The following is an 18,088-nucleotide window of genomic DNA, read 5'->3' on the forward strand; positions in this document are numbered from 1 at the left end:
CTATTCGGAGAAGCTGAAACCCATCGCGCCGCGCCCCTCTTTGACCGCCACATTGGTCCAGCTCGGAAAGGCGAAACTTCCACCAGCCGGGCCTTCTACATTGAAATGCCCCTTGGCCTGGATCCTCCCGTTAGGACTGGCCAACTCGACCGACCCCTTCGCGATCCTCAGATAGGCGCCCGACCCATCGCCGAGCGTGATGCCATCGGCCGCGGTGATCGTGACCTGCCCGGCCGATGAACTGATCACGACGTTGTTGTATGCCATCAGCTCGAGATCATCGCTCTGGGCCTGTACCTGTACCTTGCCCTTTGCAGCGAAGATGCGAATGCCAAGCTTGGCAGCAAACAGTGATATGGCCTCTCCCGCCGCCGCCGTGATGCGCTTGGCCACGCCGACATCGAGCCCTCCGCCGGCCGTCGCAAAGATCTGCTGGCGGGCGGCAATCTGCACGTCCTTTCCGCTGGCGATTCCAATGCCTTCCGGTGCGCTGGCGACCAGTACCGGCTTCTTCAATCCCAACAAGCGCTGTTCGATGAGCGTGCGTTGCTGGTCGACCTCTGCTAGCCAGGCCTTCGCCGCGTCAGCCGAGTCGTTCAGCGAGCGGAGCAAGTCCATCGCCTGCCTGAAGCTGTCTTCGGCTTCCTGCATGTCGAGCTGCTGGCCGCGCGCACTCTGCCGGTCCTCCGCAGAAATAAACACCCCCCTCCCACCCCGAATCGCCCCCCACCCCGACGTCCGCAGCTCGAACCCTTCCCCGCGCTTCTTCCTCTGTCCGTCGACCAGATAGCCCAAATTCAACTGGCTCTTGCCGCCGTAATCGGTCGACAGCTTGACGCCTTCCTCGCCCTCCCAGTCCTCGAATCGCAGCTTGTTGTTGCTTTGCGTCCGGATGACGTTGCGCGACAGCCAGCGGTCCTGGTTCGTGATCAGGTCCTCGTGCTCGCTGTGGTGGTGGGCGTGCGCGATGTAGGGCTTGTTCGGATCGCCGTCCCGGAACGCCACCGCGACCTCGGTGCCGTCAATCAGCGGGAAGTGGAAGCCGGTCTGCCGCGCGCCCGCGAACGGCTTGGCCAGCCGCAGCGGCACGCTTTCGCTGCCCTTGGGCCAGTCGTCGAAGTCCAGGTCCAGGCGCACCACGTACAGGCCCTGCTGCGTCAGGTAGGCGTACTGGTAGTCGCCGGGCGACGTCACCCGTCCGCTCAGCGTGCCGGCGATTCGCGGCCATTGGCCTTCGTCGATCGGCAGGCGGAAGCGGCGGTCCGACGGGATCGCCTTGAAGGTATTGCGATAGGCCTCGTCGCGCGCCCCGGAATGGACGACCTCGGTGATGACCTGCCCGTTCGGCGCGTCGTCGAGCGCCGTGTCCAGCCGCAGGATCCGTGCCGGACACAGTCCGATGACGTTGCTCTGCCCCGTGTAGACGATCTGCCCGGCCAGCGCCGCCTCGTGCCGAAGCTGCGCCTCCCAGGTGGCGCTGGCCGCATCCAGGTGGTGGGTGCCGTAGAGGTAGGACTGGCCGTAGTTGGCCTTCTCCTTGCGGGCGACATTGGCCTCGGCAGCAAGGCGTTCGTAGGCGCTTTCCGGGTTGTAGTCGGCCACCCGGATCGATTCGGGTACGGTCCGCACATGCGTCTGGATGTCAAAGACGGTCTCGACCCCGGCCTCAAGGCCGGCCGTCTCCCGGTACGGCACCCGCAGGGCGGGCTGGTAGAGGTAGTGGTCGATGTCGTCGCAGACCTGGAACACGTCGCCGAAGTGGGATCCGAACTTGCCGGGCACGAAGTAGCTGTACAGCCCCTCCTGCTCCATCAGCAGCCGGATGTAGTCCCAGTCGGACATCTGATACTGGAGTCGGAATTTGTGCTCCGGATAGGCGCGCCGGGTGCGGAACGCGAACTGGCTGCCTTCGAGCCCGTGCCGGCGCAGGATCGACTCGATGATTTGCGGCGCGGTCTGGTGCTGGTAGACGCGGCTCGCCTTGGTCAGCGTCAGCAGCGCCACCTTCGGGCGGACTTCCAGCTCGTAGGCGTGGAAGTCGCGGGTCTGGCGGGTTCTGGAGAAGCGGAAGATGCAGCCGGAAAACTGGCGCGGCGGCGAGCCATCGCCGGGATCGATCGAGAAGGTGGCGTCCTTGCGCAGGTACTCGTGGCGGTCCAGCGGCAGGGGGTGGGTGACGCGGACGGTCACCGTGTAGGGCTCGCCCAGTCGCTCGACGGCGTCGAAGGAGACCACCGACAGCGCCACGGCGCTCGGTGCGCCGAGCACTTCAAGAAAGTATGACTGATGGGCAGTCGCCCGCCGCAGCCCTTCGCCCAACGCCTTCAGTCCATCGACCACACCAGCCATCGTCCTTGCTCCGTTTCCAGTGGGCCACAGCCACCGCGACACCCATCGCACGTGTTGCGCTCAATTGCCTGCGCGCCGCACGTTACGCGGATTTCGCCCATCTGGAAACTTTGAGATTTCGGATAAACGACTTAAATCAAAAGAACGCAAAGATTCTGACGAGGGCTATGTACGGCCGCCGACAGAAGCTGATAAATAGCCAAACGCTTCGCCGCGTCGACGTCTTGCAGAGACAAGATCCGACGTGAATATCGTCGAATTACTATTTAAATGGGAATAGGCATATGTCGGAAAGCTTTCAGAACGAAGTGCCCAAGGCGCGCGTCAACATCAAGCTGGATCTGCATACGGGCGGCGCGCAGAAGAAGGTGGAGCTGCCGCTCAAGCTTCTGGTCATGGGCGACTACAGCAACGGGCAGGACACGCGGGCGCTGGCTGAACGCGAGAAGGTTTCCGTGAACAAGAACAACTTCAATGCTGTGCTTTCCGACTACAACCCGAAGGCGCGCATCGCCGTCGAGAACACCCTGGCCGGCGATGGCACGGAACTCGCCGTCGACCTCGACATCAAGTCAATGAACGACTTCAAGCCCGAAATGGTGGCCAGCCGCGTGCCAGAACTCCGCGCGCTGATGGCCGCGCGCAATCTGCTGCGCGACCTCAAATCGAATCTTCTTGATAACGCCATGTTCCGCCGGGAGCTGGAAAAGATCCTCAAGGATCCGGCGCTGTCCGAGCGCCTGCGCGCCGATCTGCAACAGATTGGCGAATCCGCCCCGTCCGTCCAGTAATTCGTCCAGGAAGAGTGAACTGCAATGGCCAATCGCGAAATGTCTTCGTCCTCCCAGAGTGCCGCCCAGGGTCAAGCCGACGCCGTGGTGCTGGATGCACCGGCCCAGAGCGTCTATGAGTCGCTCTGCGCCAAGATCAACCTGACGCCGGTCACCAGCACCCGGCCGGTCGAGTCCTTCCAGAGTGCCGATGCCCTGGCGGAATCGTCGCTCGACGAGCGCGTAACCCAGGCGATGAGCGTGTTCCTGAAAATGATCCAGGATTCGTCGCAACAGGTGGACCGCCTCGACAAGAGCCTGCTGGACTTCCACATCGCGCACCTGGACGACCAGATCAGCCGCCAGCTCGATGCGATCATGCACCATGAGACGTTCCAGGAAATCGAGTCGGCGTGGCGCGGCCTGAAGTTCCTGGTGGACCGCACGGACTTCCGCAAGAACGTGAAGATCGAGGTGCTCGATGTTTCGAAGGAAGCCCTGCGCCAGGACTTCGACGACACGCCCGAGGTCATTCAGAGCGGGCTGTACCTCCACACCTATATCCAGGAGTACGACACCCCCGGCGGGGAGCCGATCGGCTCCATCATCTCGAACTACGCGTTCGACCGCAGCCCGCAGGACATCGCCCTGCTGCGCAATATCTCGAAGGTCTCGGCCGCCGCCCACATGCCGTTCGTCGGCTCCGTATCGCCGAAGTTCTTCGGCAAGGATTCGATGGAGGAAGTGGCCAGCATCCGGGATATCGGCAACTACTTCGACCGGGCCGAATACCTGAAGTGGAAGAGCTTCCGTGACTCGGACGATGCCCGCTATATCGGACTGACGCTGCCCCGCTTCCTGGCGCGGCTGCCGTATGGCCCCGAGACCGTGCCGGTGCGAGCGTTCAACTACACCGAGGCGGTGAAGGGGCCGGACCACACGCGCTATCTGTGGGCCAACGCATCGTTCGCCTTTGCCGCGAACATGGTGCGTAGTTTCATCAAGAACGGCTGGTGCGTCCAAATTCGCGGCCCGCAAGCCGGCGGCCTGGTCGAGGACCTGCCGATTCACCTCTACGACCTGGGGACGGGTAACCAGGCCAAGATTCCGACCGAGGTGCTGATACCGGAAACGCGCGAGTTCGAGTTCGCCAATCTCGGCTTCATCCCGCTGTCGTACTACAAGAATCACGATTTTGCGTGCTTCTTCTCGGCTCACTCGGCCCAGAAGCCGGCGCTGTACGACACCAGCGAAGCCACGGCCAACAGCCGCGTGAATGCGCGTCTGCCGTACATCTTCCTGCTGTCGCGCATCGCGCATTACCTGAAGTTGATCCAGCGCGAGAACATCGGTACGACGAAGGACCGCCGCGTGCTGGAGCTGGAGCTGAACACCTGGATCAAGACGCTGGTGACCGAGATGACCGATCCCGGCGACGAACTCCAGGCTTCGCACCCACTGCGCGAGGCGAAGGTGATCGTCGAGGACATCGACGACAACCCGGGCTTCTTCCGCGTCAAGCTCTTCATCGTGCCGCACTTCCAGATCGAAGGGATGGACATCAACCTGTCGCTGGTATCCCAGATGCCCAAGGCCAAGAACTAGGCGGCGCCGGTTCATCGGCACCGCGCGGGTGAGAATGCCCCGCGCGGTGCCCCCTCCTTGCGTTCGCCATGACTTCGCGCGTTTCGGCGCGGCTTTGGATCACCATGAAGATATCGAGACCGCTGTGGGCACAGGGCATTTTCATGACCCCGCAGCACTTCCAGCAACAGGCCCTTTGGGAACGCCACGCCGACGAGCTTGGCGCCCGCATTGCTTGCCCCGATCCCTGGGGCGTGGTGCGTGTGGTGCCCGATACGCAGGCGCTGTCGATCCATCGTCTCGTCCTTGCCGCGGTGACGGCGCGGCTGCCCGACGGCACCCTGGTCGATACGGAAACGGCCGACTGGACGCCGGCGGCGCGCGATCTTGGCGATGTGCCGGCCCACCTGGACAGCGTGACGGTGCTGATCGGGCTGCCGCTGATGGACGCGCAGGGCGGCAACTGCATCGAGGCCGGCGAACGCCCCGCGCGGCCCCGCCGATTCGTACGCGAGTACCTTGCCGTGGCCGATCTGCATGGCGAGGGCAACGAGGAAATCAGCGTCGAGCGCCACGCGCTGTCGCTGCTTTTTGATTTCGAGGCACACAGCGATTATGTTACCTGCCCGATTCTTCGACTGGTCCGCACACCGCAGCATCGCTTTGAGCTCGACGCGACGTTCGTGCCGCCCTGTCTCTTCCTGTCAGCCAGCGATCGCCTTACCGAGCGCATGCAGCGCCTGGCCGAAATCCTATCCGCGAAAAGCCGCGGCCTGGCGGTACGCCGGCGCGAACGCTCGGATCAGATCGCAGACTTCGCCGTGGCCGACGTCGCCCTGTTCTGGCTCCTGCACAGCGTCAACAGCCACTGGCCCGAACTGGCGCGGCTGTGCGCAGCGCCCCAGCAGCCTCCGGAGCGCCTTTATCACGTGCTGGCCCGCCTGGCCGGTGCGCTGCTTACATTTTCTACGACAGAAACGCTGCAAGCCATCCCGGCCTACGCTCACCACACTCCGGAACCCGTCTTTGCCGAACTTGAGTCGCTGGTCCGGACACTGCTCGACACGGTGATCCCGTCCCGCGTGGTGCCTGTTGCGCTGGAGCAGGCGCGGCCGACCATCTGGGTCGGCACGATCCAGGACGAACGGCTTGTCGAAGGCGCCGAGTATTACCTCTCCGTCCAGTCCGGCTTGCCCGCGCACGCGTTGCTGGAGCAATTGCCACGGCTGTGCAAGGCCGGTGCACCTGACGAGGTGGAACAGATTGTCAATTCGGCGCTGCCGGGCATCCCGCTGCGCACCTTGTCCCGCTTGCCCGCCGCCATCCCGGTTCGCCTGGAGAACCAGTACTTCGCGCTGGACGGCTCCCATCCTGCCTTCCGACGGATGCTCGACGCGCGGGCCTGCCAGTTCTATGTGCCGGCATCGATCCCGGACGTCTCGCTCGAACTCTTCGCCGTGTTGCCCGCATGACCACCCTTGCCCCGACCTGCCCGCTGGCGCTACGCGATACCGCGCTGACCGTCACCGAATTGAACGATGCCGCCAGACCGGCTGACACCTTCGAATCGTTTCGCGCGACCTGCCTGACGCACGTCAACCGGCTGCGCGAGGAGTTGACCGCAGCCGGCCACCCACCGCCAGTCGTCCAGGACGCAATCTATGCACAATGCGCGTTGTTCGACGAAGTGGCGCTGCGCAATCTGGACGAGCCCCACCGTAGCGCGTGGGAACGCGAGCCGCTGCAGGTCAAGGAGTTCCAGAGCCATAACGCCGGCGAGGAGTTGATCGCGCGCATGGAGCGACGGCTCACCGAGCCTGAATCGGTCGTGCCGCTGCTGATGGTCTTCCACACCGTCCTGGGACTTGGCTTCCAGGGCAAGTTCGCGCTCGAAGGCGCCGGCGCCCGCGAGGCGCTGATGCGCGCCATCGACGAACGTCTGGTGCGGGCGGGCGTTCGCTGGGACGAAGGGCCCATTATCGTCACCGCCGGCAAGACGCGCGGCGTTCGCCACATGCCCCCCATCGCTTGGGTGGGCTTGGCCGTGGCCGGCGCGGGGGCCGTCTATTTTCTGCTGGATCGATGGCTGACAGCTTCGATCGCGCAACTGGCCGGCTGAGGCATTCGTGACCGGCTACCCCTACCGCACGCAGTTTGGCTGGATAGCGACGCTCGCGCTGGCCTGGCTGGCGCTGAGTTCGCCATGGAGCACCGCCTGGAACTTGATGATCGCTGGCGTGACGGTGACGCTCGCCATCGCAGCCATCGCCCTCGCCACTCGGCGCCAGCGCGCGCGCCGTCGTGCCGCGCAGGCCGTGCTGAGCGCGATCGACGCCTCGCTGGAGACGCTGCCTGGCGATATCCGCCGCAACACGCCGCTTGTGCTCACCGCCGGCATGACGCGCGATGTTCAGTCGTCTGTCTTCGGCAACGCACTCGTGAAGATCACCGACGCCGCGATCTGGGTGCGCGTGGACGATCCGAGTCGGCTGCCGCACATCGCCGATGCCTTGAAACGCTGGCGCAATGGGCAGGGGCCCGATGCCATGGCCTGCCTGGTCGCAGCCGACGCGGCGCGCGATGCCTCCACGCTGACGGTGTCGCTGCGTAACTGGCGGGCGTCGGTCGGCGCCGCCAGCCGCGCGCTCGGGTACTCCCTGCCGGTGTGCGTAGCCGTCTACGCCGAGGAAGCTAACGGCCCGCCGGACGATTCCCCCTGGTTCGGCTTCTCGGGCGATGTACCTGTCGACGGCGGTATCGCCGAGACGCTGGCGATCCGGCTATCCCAGTACGCTGGCATCAGCGTGCCCGCCGATCGGCCGCGACGCATGCACCGCGCGGCGCGACTCGATGCACTGGTGCGTTGGGCCGATACGGTCCTGACGCCGACGTTGCGGCATGACGATCCGCACCGAGCGAACGCCAGCCGACCGCTGCCGCTTGCGGCGTTCGGGGTGACGGCAATCGCGGGCGCCCCGGCGCCGGACGCGGACTATGCGCGGTACATCGCCAGCATCACCGGCCTGACACCGGCTACCCGTGAAGGCCGGCGCCCGCCCTATCCCCTGCCCGACCCGCTGCTCCGGGGTCTCGCCCTGCAACCGGTGCAGCGCGTGTTGCCCCACGCGCTGGCCCACGGTTTCGTCTGGCTGACCCTGGCGTTCTGCGCCGCCGCCGCAGCTTCCGCGTGGCACAACCAGGACTTGGTGGCGCGTGTGACCGGCGACATGGCGCGTTTTCAAGCTCTGGACCCCGCCAACGATGCGGCGCGCCGCGATGCCCTGCTGGCACTCAAGCGCGACCGGGACGAGCTGGAGCGCTATCAACGCAACGGCGTGCCGCCCCGGCTCGGGCTGGGCTTCTACCGGGGCAAAGCGCTGCGCGAGCCGGTGGATGGCCTGATCGCCTCCTACCAGCCGCCCGCGCCGCCACCACCCACGGTCGAACTGGACAGCCTGTCGCTGTTCCGCAGTGGCAGTGCGGTGCTTGAACCAGGGTCCAACCGCGTGCTGATCGCCGCTCTCGACATGATCAAGGCCCACCCGGACAAGCGCGTGCTGGTAGCCGGACACACCGACTCGACGGGACACGCCGCCACCAACCTGAAGCTTTCCGAGGCGCGCGCCACGTCGGTACGCGACTGGCTGGCCGATGCGGCCGGACTGCCCGTCACGCACTTCGCGATCCAGGGCTATGGCGACACCCGCCCGAAAGCTTCGAACACTACCGACGCCGGGCGCGCCGTCAATCGCCGCGTCGAGATCACGCTTGTCCCAGATTGCCGCGACACAGGTCGCGGTGCTCAGGCAACCTCGGGCCATCCGGCCTGTTCATTCCAGTGAAAGGAGTTAGTCCATGGCAATTCCCGCATACATGTGGATCAAGGACGATGGCGGTGCCGACATCAAGGGTTCGGTCACCGTTTCGGGCCGCGAAGGCAGCGTCGAGGTCGTGGCGTTCGACCATGCCGTCAATATTCCGACAGACTCGAACACCGGCAAGCTGACCGGCACCCGGGTGCACAAGCCGATCACCTTTACCAAGGAGACCGATGCCTCGACGCCCTATCTGTACAAGGCGGTCACCAGCGGCCAGACGCTGAAATCGATCGAGATCAAGTGGTACAAGATCGACGACGCCGGCAAGGAGAAGGAGTACTTCAACACCAAGCTGGACAACGTGAAGGTGGTCGGCGTCACGCCGAAGATGCTGGACATCAAGAATCCGGCGTACGAGAAGCACAACCACCTGGAAGAAGTCGAGCTGCGCTACGAGAAGATCACGTGGTCGTACAAGGACGGCAACATCATCCACGCCGATAGCTGGAACGAGCGCTCGTAACCCTTGCCTGGCCGCCGCCCTGCGCCGGCCCCCCACTCGCCGCGGCCGGGACACCCCGGCCGCGCGCTTCTGATACGCCTGGTTGCTCCAACTCAAATCGCCATGACCGCCCGAGACTATTCGCCGTACCTGCGACGCCTGAACAACCATTGCGCCCGCGCGCTGACTGACGCGGCCGGGCTATGCGAGACACGCGCGCACCGGGATATCGAAGTCGAACACTGGCTGATCAAGCTGCTGGAACTCGGGGACGGCGACATCCTGGCCATCCTGCGACGCTATGAGCTTGACGTCGATGGCATCTGGAACGCGCTGCTGGGCAGCATCGACCGGCTGCCGCACGCGCTGCGGGGCAAGCCCGGGCTGTCGGCCCGGCTTGGCCAATGGCTGGAGGCCGCGTGGGTCAAGGCGTCGTTGAGCGATGGCGGCGACGTGATCCGGTCCGCCCATCTGCTGGCGGCGCTGGCCGATACACCCGCCCTGCTCCGCGCGCCCGACGCCTGGCCACTGCTCAGTATCTCGGCGGCGCAAATCGAGCGGCTGCTGCCGGAGCTGGACAAGATTTCATCCGAAACAAACGACTCGCCGGTCGCGACCCGGCGCGCATCCCGGAGTCGGCGGAACGCCGCCGGCGCTGCCGCCAGCGACGCCATGAACGCCATCGCCCGTGCGTCAGCTTCGCCAGAGGCTCCGGTCGCTGGCGACAATGCCGCCCTCGAAAGGTTTACGACCGACATCACCCAAAAGGCTCGCGACGGCCAGATCGACCCGGTTCTCGGCCGCGATGTCGAGATCCGGCAGATGATCGATATTCTGGCGCGCCGCCGCAAGAACAATCCGATCCTGGTCGGCGAACCGGGCGTGGGCAAGACCGCGCTGGTCGAGGGCCTGGCGCTGAAGATCGCCAACGGTGACGTCCCGGCCGTGATCCGCGACGTCAGCGTGCTGACGCTGGACCTCGGGCTGCTGCAGGCCGGCGCCGGCGTCAAGGGCGAGTTCGAGCAGCGTCTGAAGCATGTGATCGAGGCGGTCCAGCAATCGTCCAAGCCCATCCTGCTGTTCATCGACGAGGCCCACACGCTGATCGGCGCGGGCAACCAGGCCGGCGGTGCCGATGCCGCCAACCTGCTCAAGCCGGCCCTCGCGCGCGGCGAACTGCGCACGATCGCGGCCACGACATGGTCCGAGTACAAGCAGTACTTCGAGCGCGACGCGGCGCTGGAACGGCGCTTCCAGATGGTAAAGGTCGACGAGCCCGACGACGCGAACGCCTGCCTGATGCTGCGCGGGATCAAGGATCGCTACGCCCAGCATCACAACGTCCACATTACCGATGCCGGGGTCGCGGCGGCGGTCCGGTTGTCTCGGCGATACCTGACCGGCCGTCAGTTGCCCGACAAGGCTGTCGACCTGCTCGACACGGCGGCAGCCCGTGTACGCATGAGCCAGGAGGCCAGGCCCATCGCCTTCGAGATGTGCGAGGCAGAACGGGCGGCGCTGGAAGTCGAACGCCATGCCCTGCAGCAGGACCAGGGAGCCATTGGCGTCCATGACAAGGAACGGCTCGCCAGCATCGAGGATCGGCTTGCCGCCCTTGCCGCCGAACACCAGCGACTCGAACAGGCTTACGCCGACCAGAAGGATGCCACCGAAACCCTATTGACCCTGCGCAAACGCTGGCAGGCGGCCAACGACGATTCCATCCGGCGCGACCTGGAACCCGCCATCGCCGCCACGCGCGCCACGTTGTCGGTGCCCGGTCAACCGGGACTGATCCATGCCGAGGTCGACGAAATGGCGATCGCGCAGGTCATCGCCGACTGGACCGGCGTGCCGGTGGACAGCCTGCTGTCGAACGAGATCGCAACGTTGCTGGAACTGGAAGCGCGCCTTGCCGATGTCGTGGTCGGCCAGGATGGCGCGCTGGCGACGCTGGGCCACAGCTTGCGCGCCGCCAAGGCGGGACTGAAGCCAGCCGAGGCGCCGCTGGGCGTGTTCCTGCTGGTCGGACCGTCGGGCGTGGGCAAGACCGAGACGGCGCGCGCGGTGGCCGACCTGATGTTCGGCGGAGAACGGTCCCTGATCACGATCAACCTGTCCGAGTACCAGGAGGCGCATACGGTATCGCAGCTCAAGGGGTCCCCGCCGGGCTACGTCGGATACGGACAGGGCGGGATTCTGACGGAAGCGGTGCGGCAGCGGCCGTACAGCGTCGTCCTGCTCGACGAGGTCGAGAAGGCCCACCGCGACGTGCTCAACCTGTTCTACCAGGTGTTCGACCGCGGCTTCATGCGCGATGGCGAAGGCCGGGTCATCGATTTCCGCAACACGGTCATCTTCATGACGTCGAATCTGGCCAGCGACGCCATCATGGCCGCCAGCGATGCCCTCGCGGACGCCTGCGACGAAACCGCCCTCACCTTGCTGCTGGACACCATCCGCCCGAAACTGGCCGCCCACTTCCAGCCGGCGTTGCTGGCACGGTTCCAGACTATCGTCTACCGCCCGCTTTCGGCAGCGGCGATGGCAACCATCATGCGCATGAAGCTTGGAAAGCTCGCGACACGAATCCAGCAGCGCTTCGGCGTGCCGCTCAAGTTCGACGACCCACTGATCGACGCGCTCGTGCAGGCTTGCCTGCAACCAGACTCCGGCGCGCGCAATATCGACAGCCTGCTGGACCAACGCCTGCTGCCGGTGCTGTCGCGCGAGCTGCTGTCGCGCGTGGGCAGCGGCCAGCTTCCGGCTTCGATCTCGCTGTCGTATGCGGAAGCAGACGGCATCGGCGTGCAGTTCGAAGACCACTGCGACGACGCCCGGGAGGCAGACTGATGCGCGGCGGACCCGGTCTCTTCGAAGCCGTCACGGGCTTCTTCGCGAACGGCGTGCCAGTCGACGCGTTCGACCCCGCCACGCAGACGTTCCTGTCCGTGCAGGACAACATCCAGCGCATCCTCAACAGCCGCCGCGGCAGCCTCGCCCACCTGCCAGACTACGGACTCGGCGACCTGTCGCGCATCTACCGCCACCTGCCCGCGTCGGCGCACACGCTGCAACGCGAGATCGAAACCACGCTGCTGCGCTACGAACCGCGCCTGAAAGCGATCGACATCGCCATCGATGACACCGAGCCCGGCATGCTGCTCAGCTTCACGATGAGCTGCCACCTCCACCGCGCCGGCCTCGTACGATTCGGCACGCATTTCACCCCGGATGGCAAGACAAGGCTGACGCTGTTACGGGCGGGTCAGGAACCGTAGGCGGGCGACGGACGTCGCCCAAAATGAAAAGCCCGCTAGACGTTGATCTAGCGGGCTTTATTCTGGTCGGGCACGCTCTCGGGCACAGCAGCAGCGCTGCGGCGGCATCGAATACGTTTCAGGCGATCCAGACACCCAGCCACGGCACCAAGCGTGGCCTACTGGGAGGGCGGACTAAGCCGACCGGCGTCAGATCCACCGGCATGCGCTAACCAATGTGGACATTCTGTAGCGACGAGATCAGGCGGCAGCCACATTCGCAGCGATGATGGTGCATCGCTACTGGCTGCCCGCCCTGATCAGGGAAGCGATCCTCACCTTCAGCAATCGCGGTCGGGCCATGTCTAACGCACAGCGCAGGATCACCCTTGCGGGCAAGCGCGTGGCCCATGAAGTTCATGGTTGAGGAGCCGCCCGTGACGCGACCGCCGTTTTCGAGGTCATCGCCTACTCGGATTGGGGATTTCATTGACTTCGTCACAATCCATCTTACAACTAACAGTCGATTTTAATCATTCGCAATAAAATCAACCGTATACAACAAGTCAACAATTCTGTCGAAAAATTTCGCATCAATATTCAGCGGAGAACTATCTTCTGATGCCCCGACAATGACATTTTCGTCGTGAATCACGCAAAATTTAACCGACTCCAGAGACCGCTGATCCTTCATATTGATGTATCCAGCAACAAAGCCATTCCAATCGCGACCACTGATCTCTTTGAATAAGATGTCCTCCTCATCGGCCGTTAGCGTCCACCTTCCGTCAACAAGATTCGCAGGGCACTTCCTTGAATTTGCCTCGAATATCTGAGAAAGTTCAGGAGAAATATCTCCTTCGTCACTTGACTTAGGGCCGTTCCACGCGAAATTTGCGATGCTGTCGCACATCACGCCAAACCATTGATCGCGTAAATTTGAGTTCTTTTTGAACGACCAATCATATCCAGCCGACATTCTTGCCTGGTCCAGGTATGGGAGACGGCTTTTGCTCCATCGAGTTTTAGAATGGTAGAAGATTGCCTCAGGATCATTGAACCGCACGTGATCATCGCGGGCTAACGTCATTGAGAATCGACAGCCCCCTACATTAAAAATTACGGCGCCCGGACCATCTACAAATTGTGATTGCCCAGGCTGATTTCCAACCTCCTGCATTTTCCCGCCCGCAAATGCATTAGAGATCTGCAGCAGAATTATAAGGCGATAGGCCTGACGCCCAGTTACGGCCTTAAGCAAACCGCCTCCCAATGCCTTCAGTTCATCTACCACACCAGCCATTGCTCGTCGCTCCGTTGTCAGCGTGACCGAAATCTCCGCATAGGCCATCGCTTACGACACGAGGCCACATCCCTGCGCGCCGCACGATACGCTGTTTTCGTTCGACTGAGAACAGTCCAAGCGTCGCGCAAACAACGCAAATAAAACAAAACTAAGAATCGGATAAATCCTATATACGCGGCGATTTTTCACTGATAAAAATCCGCGAGGATCTTCGTGCCTGCTGTTTCAAATGGACAGGAAATTTCGATATAAGTGGCGTTTGATTCTGATAGAAAAAGTCATCGGAATTTGTCGGAAAGCTTTCCGAGGGCGGGGACGTCTACATCCCGCACGCGCACTTCGTGGCTGTCCGTGACGCCCTGGCGGTCTAGTGGGTCCAAGGTGCACACCCTGACGGCCGACGACTATGTGGTGGTGAACCGCCAAGGCCAGCCGAAGACGGCGGCCGCCTGCCGAGAGGCTTGGCGCGACGCACTGGAGCGCGCATAGCTGGGCGACAAGGACTACGTGGTGAAAGACGTTCGGGAGAAGGCGCTGACGGATGCGAAGCGCGCGGGTCACGACATCGAGGCCGTCCAGGTAGCCAGAGCGCATGCCGATCGCTGTACCACCGTGGAGCACGTCAAGCAGGCGCGAAGTGCCGGTTGCGGCGATGCATCCAAAGTTGCCGGCCGCTTGATATTAGGGATCGTCTGATAAGACAGGATGCGCGCTACCGTGCGGCACAAATGAAAAGCCCGCTAGACGTTGATCTAGCGGGCTTTATTCTGGTCGGGGCGAGAGGATTTGAACCTCCGACCACCTGCACCCCATGCAGGTACGCTACCAGGCTGCGCTACGCCCCGAAGAAGAACGAAATTATATCAGAGCCATCGGCAATGGCTAGTGGTTTGAGCGGAATTTATTCGCGTTCCGCCACTTGCTTGAGCTGGGCCAGCAGGTGCTGGACTTCGACCAGTTCCGTGCGGAGCGCGTTGAGGTCGACGGACAGCACGGGGGTCGGGGGCGTGCTGAGCGTGGACGCTGTGTCGGCGGTTTCCGCAGCCGGGTTGGCGCCGTGGTGGCGGCCCTCGTCGAGGCGGTTGCGGGCGCCGTTGATCGTGAAGCCCTGCTCGTAGAGCAGTTCGCGGATGCGGCGGATCAGCAGGACTTCGTGGTGCTGGTAGTAGCGGCGGTTGCCGCGGCGCTTGACGGGCTTGAGCTGGGTGAATTCCTGCTCCCAGTAGCGCAGCACGTGCGGCTTGACGGCGCAAAGCTCGCTGACCTCACCAATTGTGAAGTAGCGTTTCGCGGGAATCGGCGGCAGCGCGACGCGCTCGCTGGATTTTTCCGTCATGCAGAGGAGGAGCAGTTGTCAGCCCGGCAGGGCAAGACGCGGTTGGCGCGACGCACGCGCGGCATTGCAGGATACAGATTGCCATCGCGTCGGGCAATCCGACGGATGGCGCAAACCGTTGCAGGTGTGTACTGGCTGCGACGATGGTGGGCGGTCAGCGCCCAATCACCCGGGCTGGCGGTCGGCGGACCGGCGCAGCCCCCACGAATCCGGCGTCAGGTCGGGACGGCGAGGTCGGCCCGTTCCTCGACCAGGCTCTTGAGTTTCTGGCTGGCGTGGAAGGTCACCACGCGGCGGGCGGTAATGGGAATGATCTCACCGGTCTTGGGATTGCGACCGGGGCGCTGCGCCTTGTCGCGAAGCTGGAAGTTGCCGAAGCCCGAGAGCTTCACGCTATCGCCCTTCTCCAGGGCTTCGCGAATCACGTCGAAGAAGGCCTCGACCATATCCTTCGATTCACGCTTGTTCAGCCCGACCTGGTCGAACAGCATTTCTGCCAGTTCTGCCTTTGTCAGGGTGGGCACCTCCGTGGCGCGGGCTTCCGGCGATGCATCGTCGAAGGAGGCAGCATGCCGGTCGCTTGCCTCGCCCAGGTCTGCAGCATTCATGGAAATCGCGTCTCGATCGTTCATCCTTGATCGCTCTCTTCAATCCGTCTGGCGATCGGCCCGGGAGCTGTGCCCGGGCGCTCCTACCGCGGGGTTGCTCAACCGCGCAGGCGGGCCGCGAAGCCCGCCGTCAGCGCGTCGATCATGCAACGTACCGCACTGTCGACTGTCTCGTCCTGGAGGGTCGACCCAGTATCTTGCAACGTAATCCGGAAGGCAAGACTTTTCTCATCCGCCCCGATGGACGCCGATGCCGCCTTCGGGCGGAACTCGTCGAACAGCACCAGGCTCTGCACGAAGTGGCCCGAGCCGGCCTGGTCCAGCGCCGCGCGCATGGCATCGATCATGTCCTGCACGCGCACCTGCTGCTTGACCACGACGGCCAGGTCCCGCACGGCCGCCGGGAACTTCGAGATCTCGGTGTACACCGGCAGGCCCACGTCACGCAGCGCATCCAGTTCCAGCTCGAACACCACCGGCGCGTTGGTCAGCTCGTATTCCTGCAGCCAGCGCGGATGGATCTCGCCCACCACGCCAACCGGCTTGCCATCGACGATCACCCGCGCGGCGCGGCCCGGGTGCAGCGCCGGGTGCGACACCGGCTCGAAGCGCGGCGTACGCGGATGGAACAGCGCCTCGACGTCGCCCTTGATGTCGAAGAAGTCGACCTGGCGCGTCGCCACGCCCCATTGCTCCTCGAACGCCGGGCCGTAGGCGATGCCGGCCGCCATCATCGGCTGCCGGTAACCCGCCACGGTCAACCCGCCGTCGGTCACGCCGGGGTCACGGTGGAACACGCGGCCCACCTCGAACAGGCGCACGCGCGCGGCCTTGCGGTTGAGGTTGTAGCGCACCTTGTCGACCAGGCCGCCGATCAGCGTCGACCGCATCACGGCAAGCTGGCTGGCGATCGGATTCAGCAGGCGGATCGGGTTGTCATTGGCGGCAAAGTCGCGCTCCCACTGCGCCTCGACGAACGCGAAATTGATCACTTCGTTGAAGTCGCGCGCGGCCAGCGCGTGGCGCACCACGTGCTGCGAGCGGCGGCCCTCGTTGGTCGGGCGCATCTCGCTCTCGGCGATCGGCGGGCGTGCCACGATGCGCTCGAAGCCATAAATGCGCGCCACTTCCTCGATCAGGTCTTCCTCGATCTCGATATCGAAGCGATAGCTCGGCGGCGTCACCTCGAACACCTCGCCGTCGGCGCCGGCCGACCGCGTGAAAGGCAGGTTCAGGCGCTGGAACACATCGGCAATTTCGGTCGACGACAGTTCGATACCCAGCACGCGCTCGGCACGCGCGACGCGCAGCTTTACCGGCGCGCGCTGCGGCAGGTTGACGATCTGGTCGTCAACCGGGCCGGCCTGGCCGCCGCAAATCTGGAGAATCAGCGAGGTAATGCGTTCGATATGCTCGACGGTCGTCGCGTAGTCCACGCCACGCTCGAAGCGATGCGCGGCATCGGTCGAGAAGTTGTAACGGCGCGCGCGGCCCTGGATGGCGTTCGGCCACCAGAACGCGGCCTCCAGATAGATGTTCGTCGTGTCCAGCGTCACGGCCGTGCTGTCGCCGCCCATGATGCCGGCCAGGCTTTCGATTTCCTTGTCGTCGGCGATCACGCCGACCTGCTCGTCCACATCGACGGTGTTGCCGTTCAGCAGCTTCAGTTGCTCGCCCTTGCGGCCCCAGCGCACGTCCAGGCCGCCATGGATCTTGTCGAGGTCAAACACGTGCGACGGGCGGCCCAGCTCCAGCATCACGAAATTCGAGATGTCGACCAGTGCCGAAATGCTGCGCTGGCCCGAGCGCTCCAGGCGTTGCACCATCCACGCCGGCGTGGCGGCGCGGGCGTTCACGCCGCGGATGACGCGGCCCGAGAACCGGCCGCACAGGTCGGGCGCCGAGATTTTGACCGGGAGCTTGTCGTCGATGGTGACCGCGACGGGCGCCATGTCGGGCAGCGTCAGCGCGGCGCCGGTCAGCGCCGACACCTCGCGGGCCACGCCGTGGATCGACAGGCAGTCGGCCTTGTTCGGCGTCAGCTTGATCGTGAAGACCTGGTCGTCCAGGTCCAGGTACTGGCGGATGTCCTGACCCACCGGCGCGTCGTCGGGCAGTACCAGCAGGCCGCCGTGATCTTCCGACAGCTTCAGTTCGCGCGCCGAGCACAGCATGCCGAAGCTATCCACGCCACGCAGCTTGCCCACCTTGATCTCGAACGGCTTGCCGCCGTCTTCGCCCGGCGGCAGCACGGCGTCCACCAGCGCGCACGGTACCTTGATGCCGGGCTTCACGTTCGGCGCGCCGCAGACGATCTGCAGGGTCTCGCCAGTGCCGGCGTCCACCTGGCAGACATTCAGGCGGTCGGCGTTGGGATGGCGCTCGGTGGCCAGCACGCTGGCCACCACGATCTTGTCGAACGGCGGGGCGACCGGGCCCACCTCTTCCACTTCAAGGCCGGCCATGGTCAGCGCGTGCGACAGCGCATCGGTGGAAAACTTTTCAGGATTGGCGAAAGTACGAAGCCAGGATTCCGAGAATTGCATGGCGCTTCT

At 64.2% G+C, this 18,088-nt stretch carries 15 protein-coding genes and 1 tRNA gene; 9 read left to right on the plus strand and 7 right to left on the minus strand.

The window, feature by feature from the left end; translation table 11 throughout:
• Positions 1–2,349: a type VI secretion system Vgr family protein gene (locus EHF44_RS15705; RefSeq protein WP_124684511.1), complete on the minus strand. Its 2,349-nt coding sequence runs from the start codon at positions 2,347–2,349 to the stop codon at positions 1–3.
• A 284-nt stretch (positions 2,350–2,633) separates the two neighbouring features.
• Here EHF44_RS15705 and tssB point away from each other — a divergent pair, with 284 nt between their 5' ends.
• The 8 genes from tssB (at position 2,634) to tssE (ending at position 12,304) form a co-directional block, all read left to right on the plus strand.
• Positions 2,634–3,140: a type VI secretion system contractile sheath small subunit gene (tssB, locus tag EHF44_RS15710; protein WP_124684512.1), complete on the plus strand. Its 507-nt coding sequence runs from the start codon at positions 2,634–2,636 to the stop codon at positions 3,138–3,140.
• Positions 3,141–3,164: 24 nt separating this feature from the next.
• Positions 3,165–4,724 carry a type VI secretion system contractile sheath large subunit gene (gene tssC, locus EHF44_RS15715; protein WP_124684513.1) on the plus strand — a complete coding sequence of 520 codons (1,560 nt, stop codon included), beginning with the start codon at positions 3,165–3,167 and terminating at the stop codon, positions 4,722–4,724.
• A 104-nt stretch (positions 4,725–4,828) separates the two neighbouring features.
• Positions 4,829–6,175, plus strand: coding sequence for a type VI secretion system baseplate subunit TssK (gene tssK, locus EHF44_RS15720; protein WP_124685134.1), 1,347 nt, complete (start codon positions 4,829–4,831; stop codon positions 6,173–6,175).
• The gene (locus tag EHF44_RS15725; RefSeq protein ID WP_124684514.1) at positions 6,172–6,822 is read left to right on the plus strand and encodes a DotU/TssL family secretion system protein; all 651 of its coding nucleotides are present in this window, start codon (positions 6,172–6,174) and stop codon (positions 6,820–6,822) included. The genes tssK and EHF44_RS15725 overlap by 4 nt, the downstream gene beginning before the upstream one ends.
• 7 nt (positions 6,823–6,829) lie before the next feature.
• On the plus strand, positions 6,830–8,545 hold the full coding sequence (locus EHF44_RS15730) for an OmpA family protein (protein WP_124684515.1): 1,716 nt from the start codon (positions 6,830–6,832) through the stop codon (positions 8,543–8,545).
• Between the two features lie 13 nt (positions 8,546–8,558).
• Positions 8,559–9,044, plus strand: a complete 486-nt coding sequence (locus EHF44_RS15735) for an Hcp family type VI secretion system effector (RefSeq protein ID WP_124684516.1) — start codon at positions 8,559–8,561, stop codon at positions 9,042–9,044.
• A 102-nt stretch (positions 9,045–9,146) separates the two neighbouring features.
• Positions 9,147–11,876, plus strand: coding sequence for a type VI secretion system ATPase TssH (gene tssH / locus EHF44_RS15740; RefSeq protein ID WP_124684517.1), 2,730 nt, complete (start codon positions 9,147–9,149; stop codon positions 11,874–11,876).
• Positions 11,876–12,304: a type VI secretion system baseplate subunit TssE gene (gene tssE, locus EHF44_RS15745; protein ID WP_172966063.1), complete on the plus strand. Its 429-nt coding sequence runs from the start codon at positions 11,876–11,878 to the stop codon at positions 12,302–12,304. Before tssH ends, tssE begins: the two co-directional genes overlap by 1 nt.
• Positions 12,305–12,512: 208 nt before the next feature.
• Here tssE and EHF44_RS15750 read toward each other — a convergent pair whose 3' ends face one another.
• Both EHF44_RS15750 and EHF44_RS15755 read right to left on the minus strand, forming a co-directional pair.
• Complete coding sequence (locus EHF44_RS15750) at positions 12,513–12,773, minus strand: PAAR domain-containing protein (RefSeq protein WP_124684518.1); 261 nt, start codon at positions 12,771–12,773, stop codon at positions 12,513–12,515.
• A 39-nt stretch (positions 12,774–12,812) separates the two neighbouring features.
• Entirely contained in the window at positions 12,813–13,586 is a 774-nt protein-coding gene (locus EHF44_RS15755; protein WP_124684519.1) for a hypothetical protein, read from the minus strand.
• Between the two features lie 513 nt (positions 13,587–14,099).
• Between EHF44_RS15755 and EHF44_RS15760 the strand changes: the two genes are divergently transcribed.
• Positions 14,100–14,285 (plus strand): hypothetical protein, encoded by a 186-nt coding sequence (locus tag EHF44_RS15760; RefSeq protein WP_124684520.1) that lies wholly within the window; start codon positions 14,100–14,102, stop codon positions 14,283–14,285.
• A 72-nt stretch (positions 14,286–14,357) separates the two neighbouring features.
• Here EHF44_RS15760 and EHF44_RS15765 read toward each other — a convergent pair.
• From EHF44_RS15765 to pheT, 4 genes are all read right to left on the minus strand, one after another.
• Positions 14,358–14,434, minus strand: a tRNA-Pro gene (locus EHF44_RS15765).
• 56 nt (positions 14,435–14,490) lie between these two features.
• Positions 14,491–14,925 carry a MerR family transcriptional regulator gene (locus tag EHF44_RS15770; protein WP_124684521.1) on the minus strand — a complete coding sequence of 145 codons (435 nt, stop codon included), beginning with the start codon at positions 14,923–14,925 and terminating at the stop codon, positions 14,491–14,493.
• Between the two features lie 215 nt (positions 14,926–15,140).
• Positions 15,141–15,557: an integration host factor subunit alpha gene (locus EHF44_RS15775; RefSeq protein ID WP_124684522.1), complete on the minus strand. Its 417-nt coding sequence runs from the start codon at positions 15,555–15,557 to the stop codon at positions 15,141–15,143.
• A 74-nt stretch (positions 15,558–15,631) separates the two neighbouring features.
• On the minus strand, positions 15,632–18,079 hold the full coding sequence (gene pheT / locus EHF44_RS15780) for a phenylalanine--tRNA ligase subunit beta (RefSeq protein ID WP_124684523.1): 2,448 nt from the start codon (positions 18,077–18,079) through the stop codon (positions 15,632–15,634).
• Positions 18,080–18,088 lie beyond the last annotated feature (9 nt).

This window comes from Cupriavidus pauculus, assembly GCF_003854935.1.
Taxonomy (GTDB): Bacteria; Pseudomonadota; Gammaproteobacteria; order Burkholderiales; family Burkholderiaceae; genus Cupriavidus; species Cupriavidus pauculus_C.

Excerpts from the sequence above, each read along its gene's own strand:
- EHF44_RS15705 (WP_124684511.1), bottom strand. The coding sequence starts at position 2,349 with ATGGCTGGTGTGGTCGATGGACTGAAGGCGTTGGGCGAAGGGCTGCGG.
- tssB (WP_124684512.1), top strand. The coding sequence starts at position 2,634 with ATGTCGGAAAGCTTTCAGAACGAAGTGCCCAAGGCGCGCGTCAACATC.
- tssC (WP_124684513.1), top strand. The coding sequence starts at position 3,165 with ATGGCCAATCGCGAAATGTCTTCGTCCTCCCAGAGTGCCGCCCAGGGT.
- tssK (WP_124685134.1), top strand. The coding sequence starts at position 4,829 with ATGAAGATATCGAGACCGCTGTGGGCACAGGGCATTTTCATGACCCCG.
- EHF44_RS15725 (WP_124684514.1), top strand. The coding sequence starts at position 6,172 with ATGACCACCCTTGCCCCGACCTGCCCGCTGGCGCTACGCGATACCGCG.
- EHF44_RS15735 (WP_124684516.1), top strand. The coding sequence starts at position 8,559 with ATGGCAATTCCCGCATACATGTGGATCAAGGACGATGGCGGTGCCGAC.
- tssH (WP_124684517.1), top strand. The coding sequence starts at position 9,147 with ATGACCGCCCGAGACTATTCGCCGTACCTGCGACGCCTGAACAACCAT.
- tssE (WP_172966063.1), top strand. The coding sequence starts at position 11,876 with ATGCGCGGCGGACCCGGTCTCTTCGAAGCCGTCACGGGCTTCTTCGCG.
- EHF44_RS15750 (WP_124684518.1), bottom strand. The coding sequence starts at position 12,773 with ATGAAATCCCCAATCCGAGTAGGCGATGACCTCGAAAACGGCGGTCGC.
- EHF44_RS15755 (WP_124684519.1), bottom strand. The coding sequence starts at position 13,586 with ATGGCTGGTGTGGTAGATGAACTGAAGGCATTGGGAGGCGGTTTGCTT.
- EHF44_RS15770 (WP_124684521.1), bottom strand. The coding sequence starts at position 14,925 with ATGACGGAAAAATCCAGCGAGCGCGTCGCGCTGCCGCCGATTCCCGCG.
- EHF44_RS15775 (WP_124684522.1), bottom strand. The coding sequence starts at position 15,557 with ATGAACGATCGAGACGCGATTTCCATGAATGCTGCAGACCTGGGCGAG.
- pheT (WP_124684523.1), bottom strand. The coding sequence starts at position 18,079 with ATGCAATTCTCGGAATCCTGGCTTCGTACTTTCGCCAATCCTGAAAAG.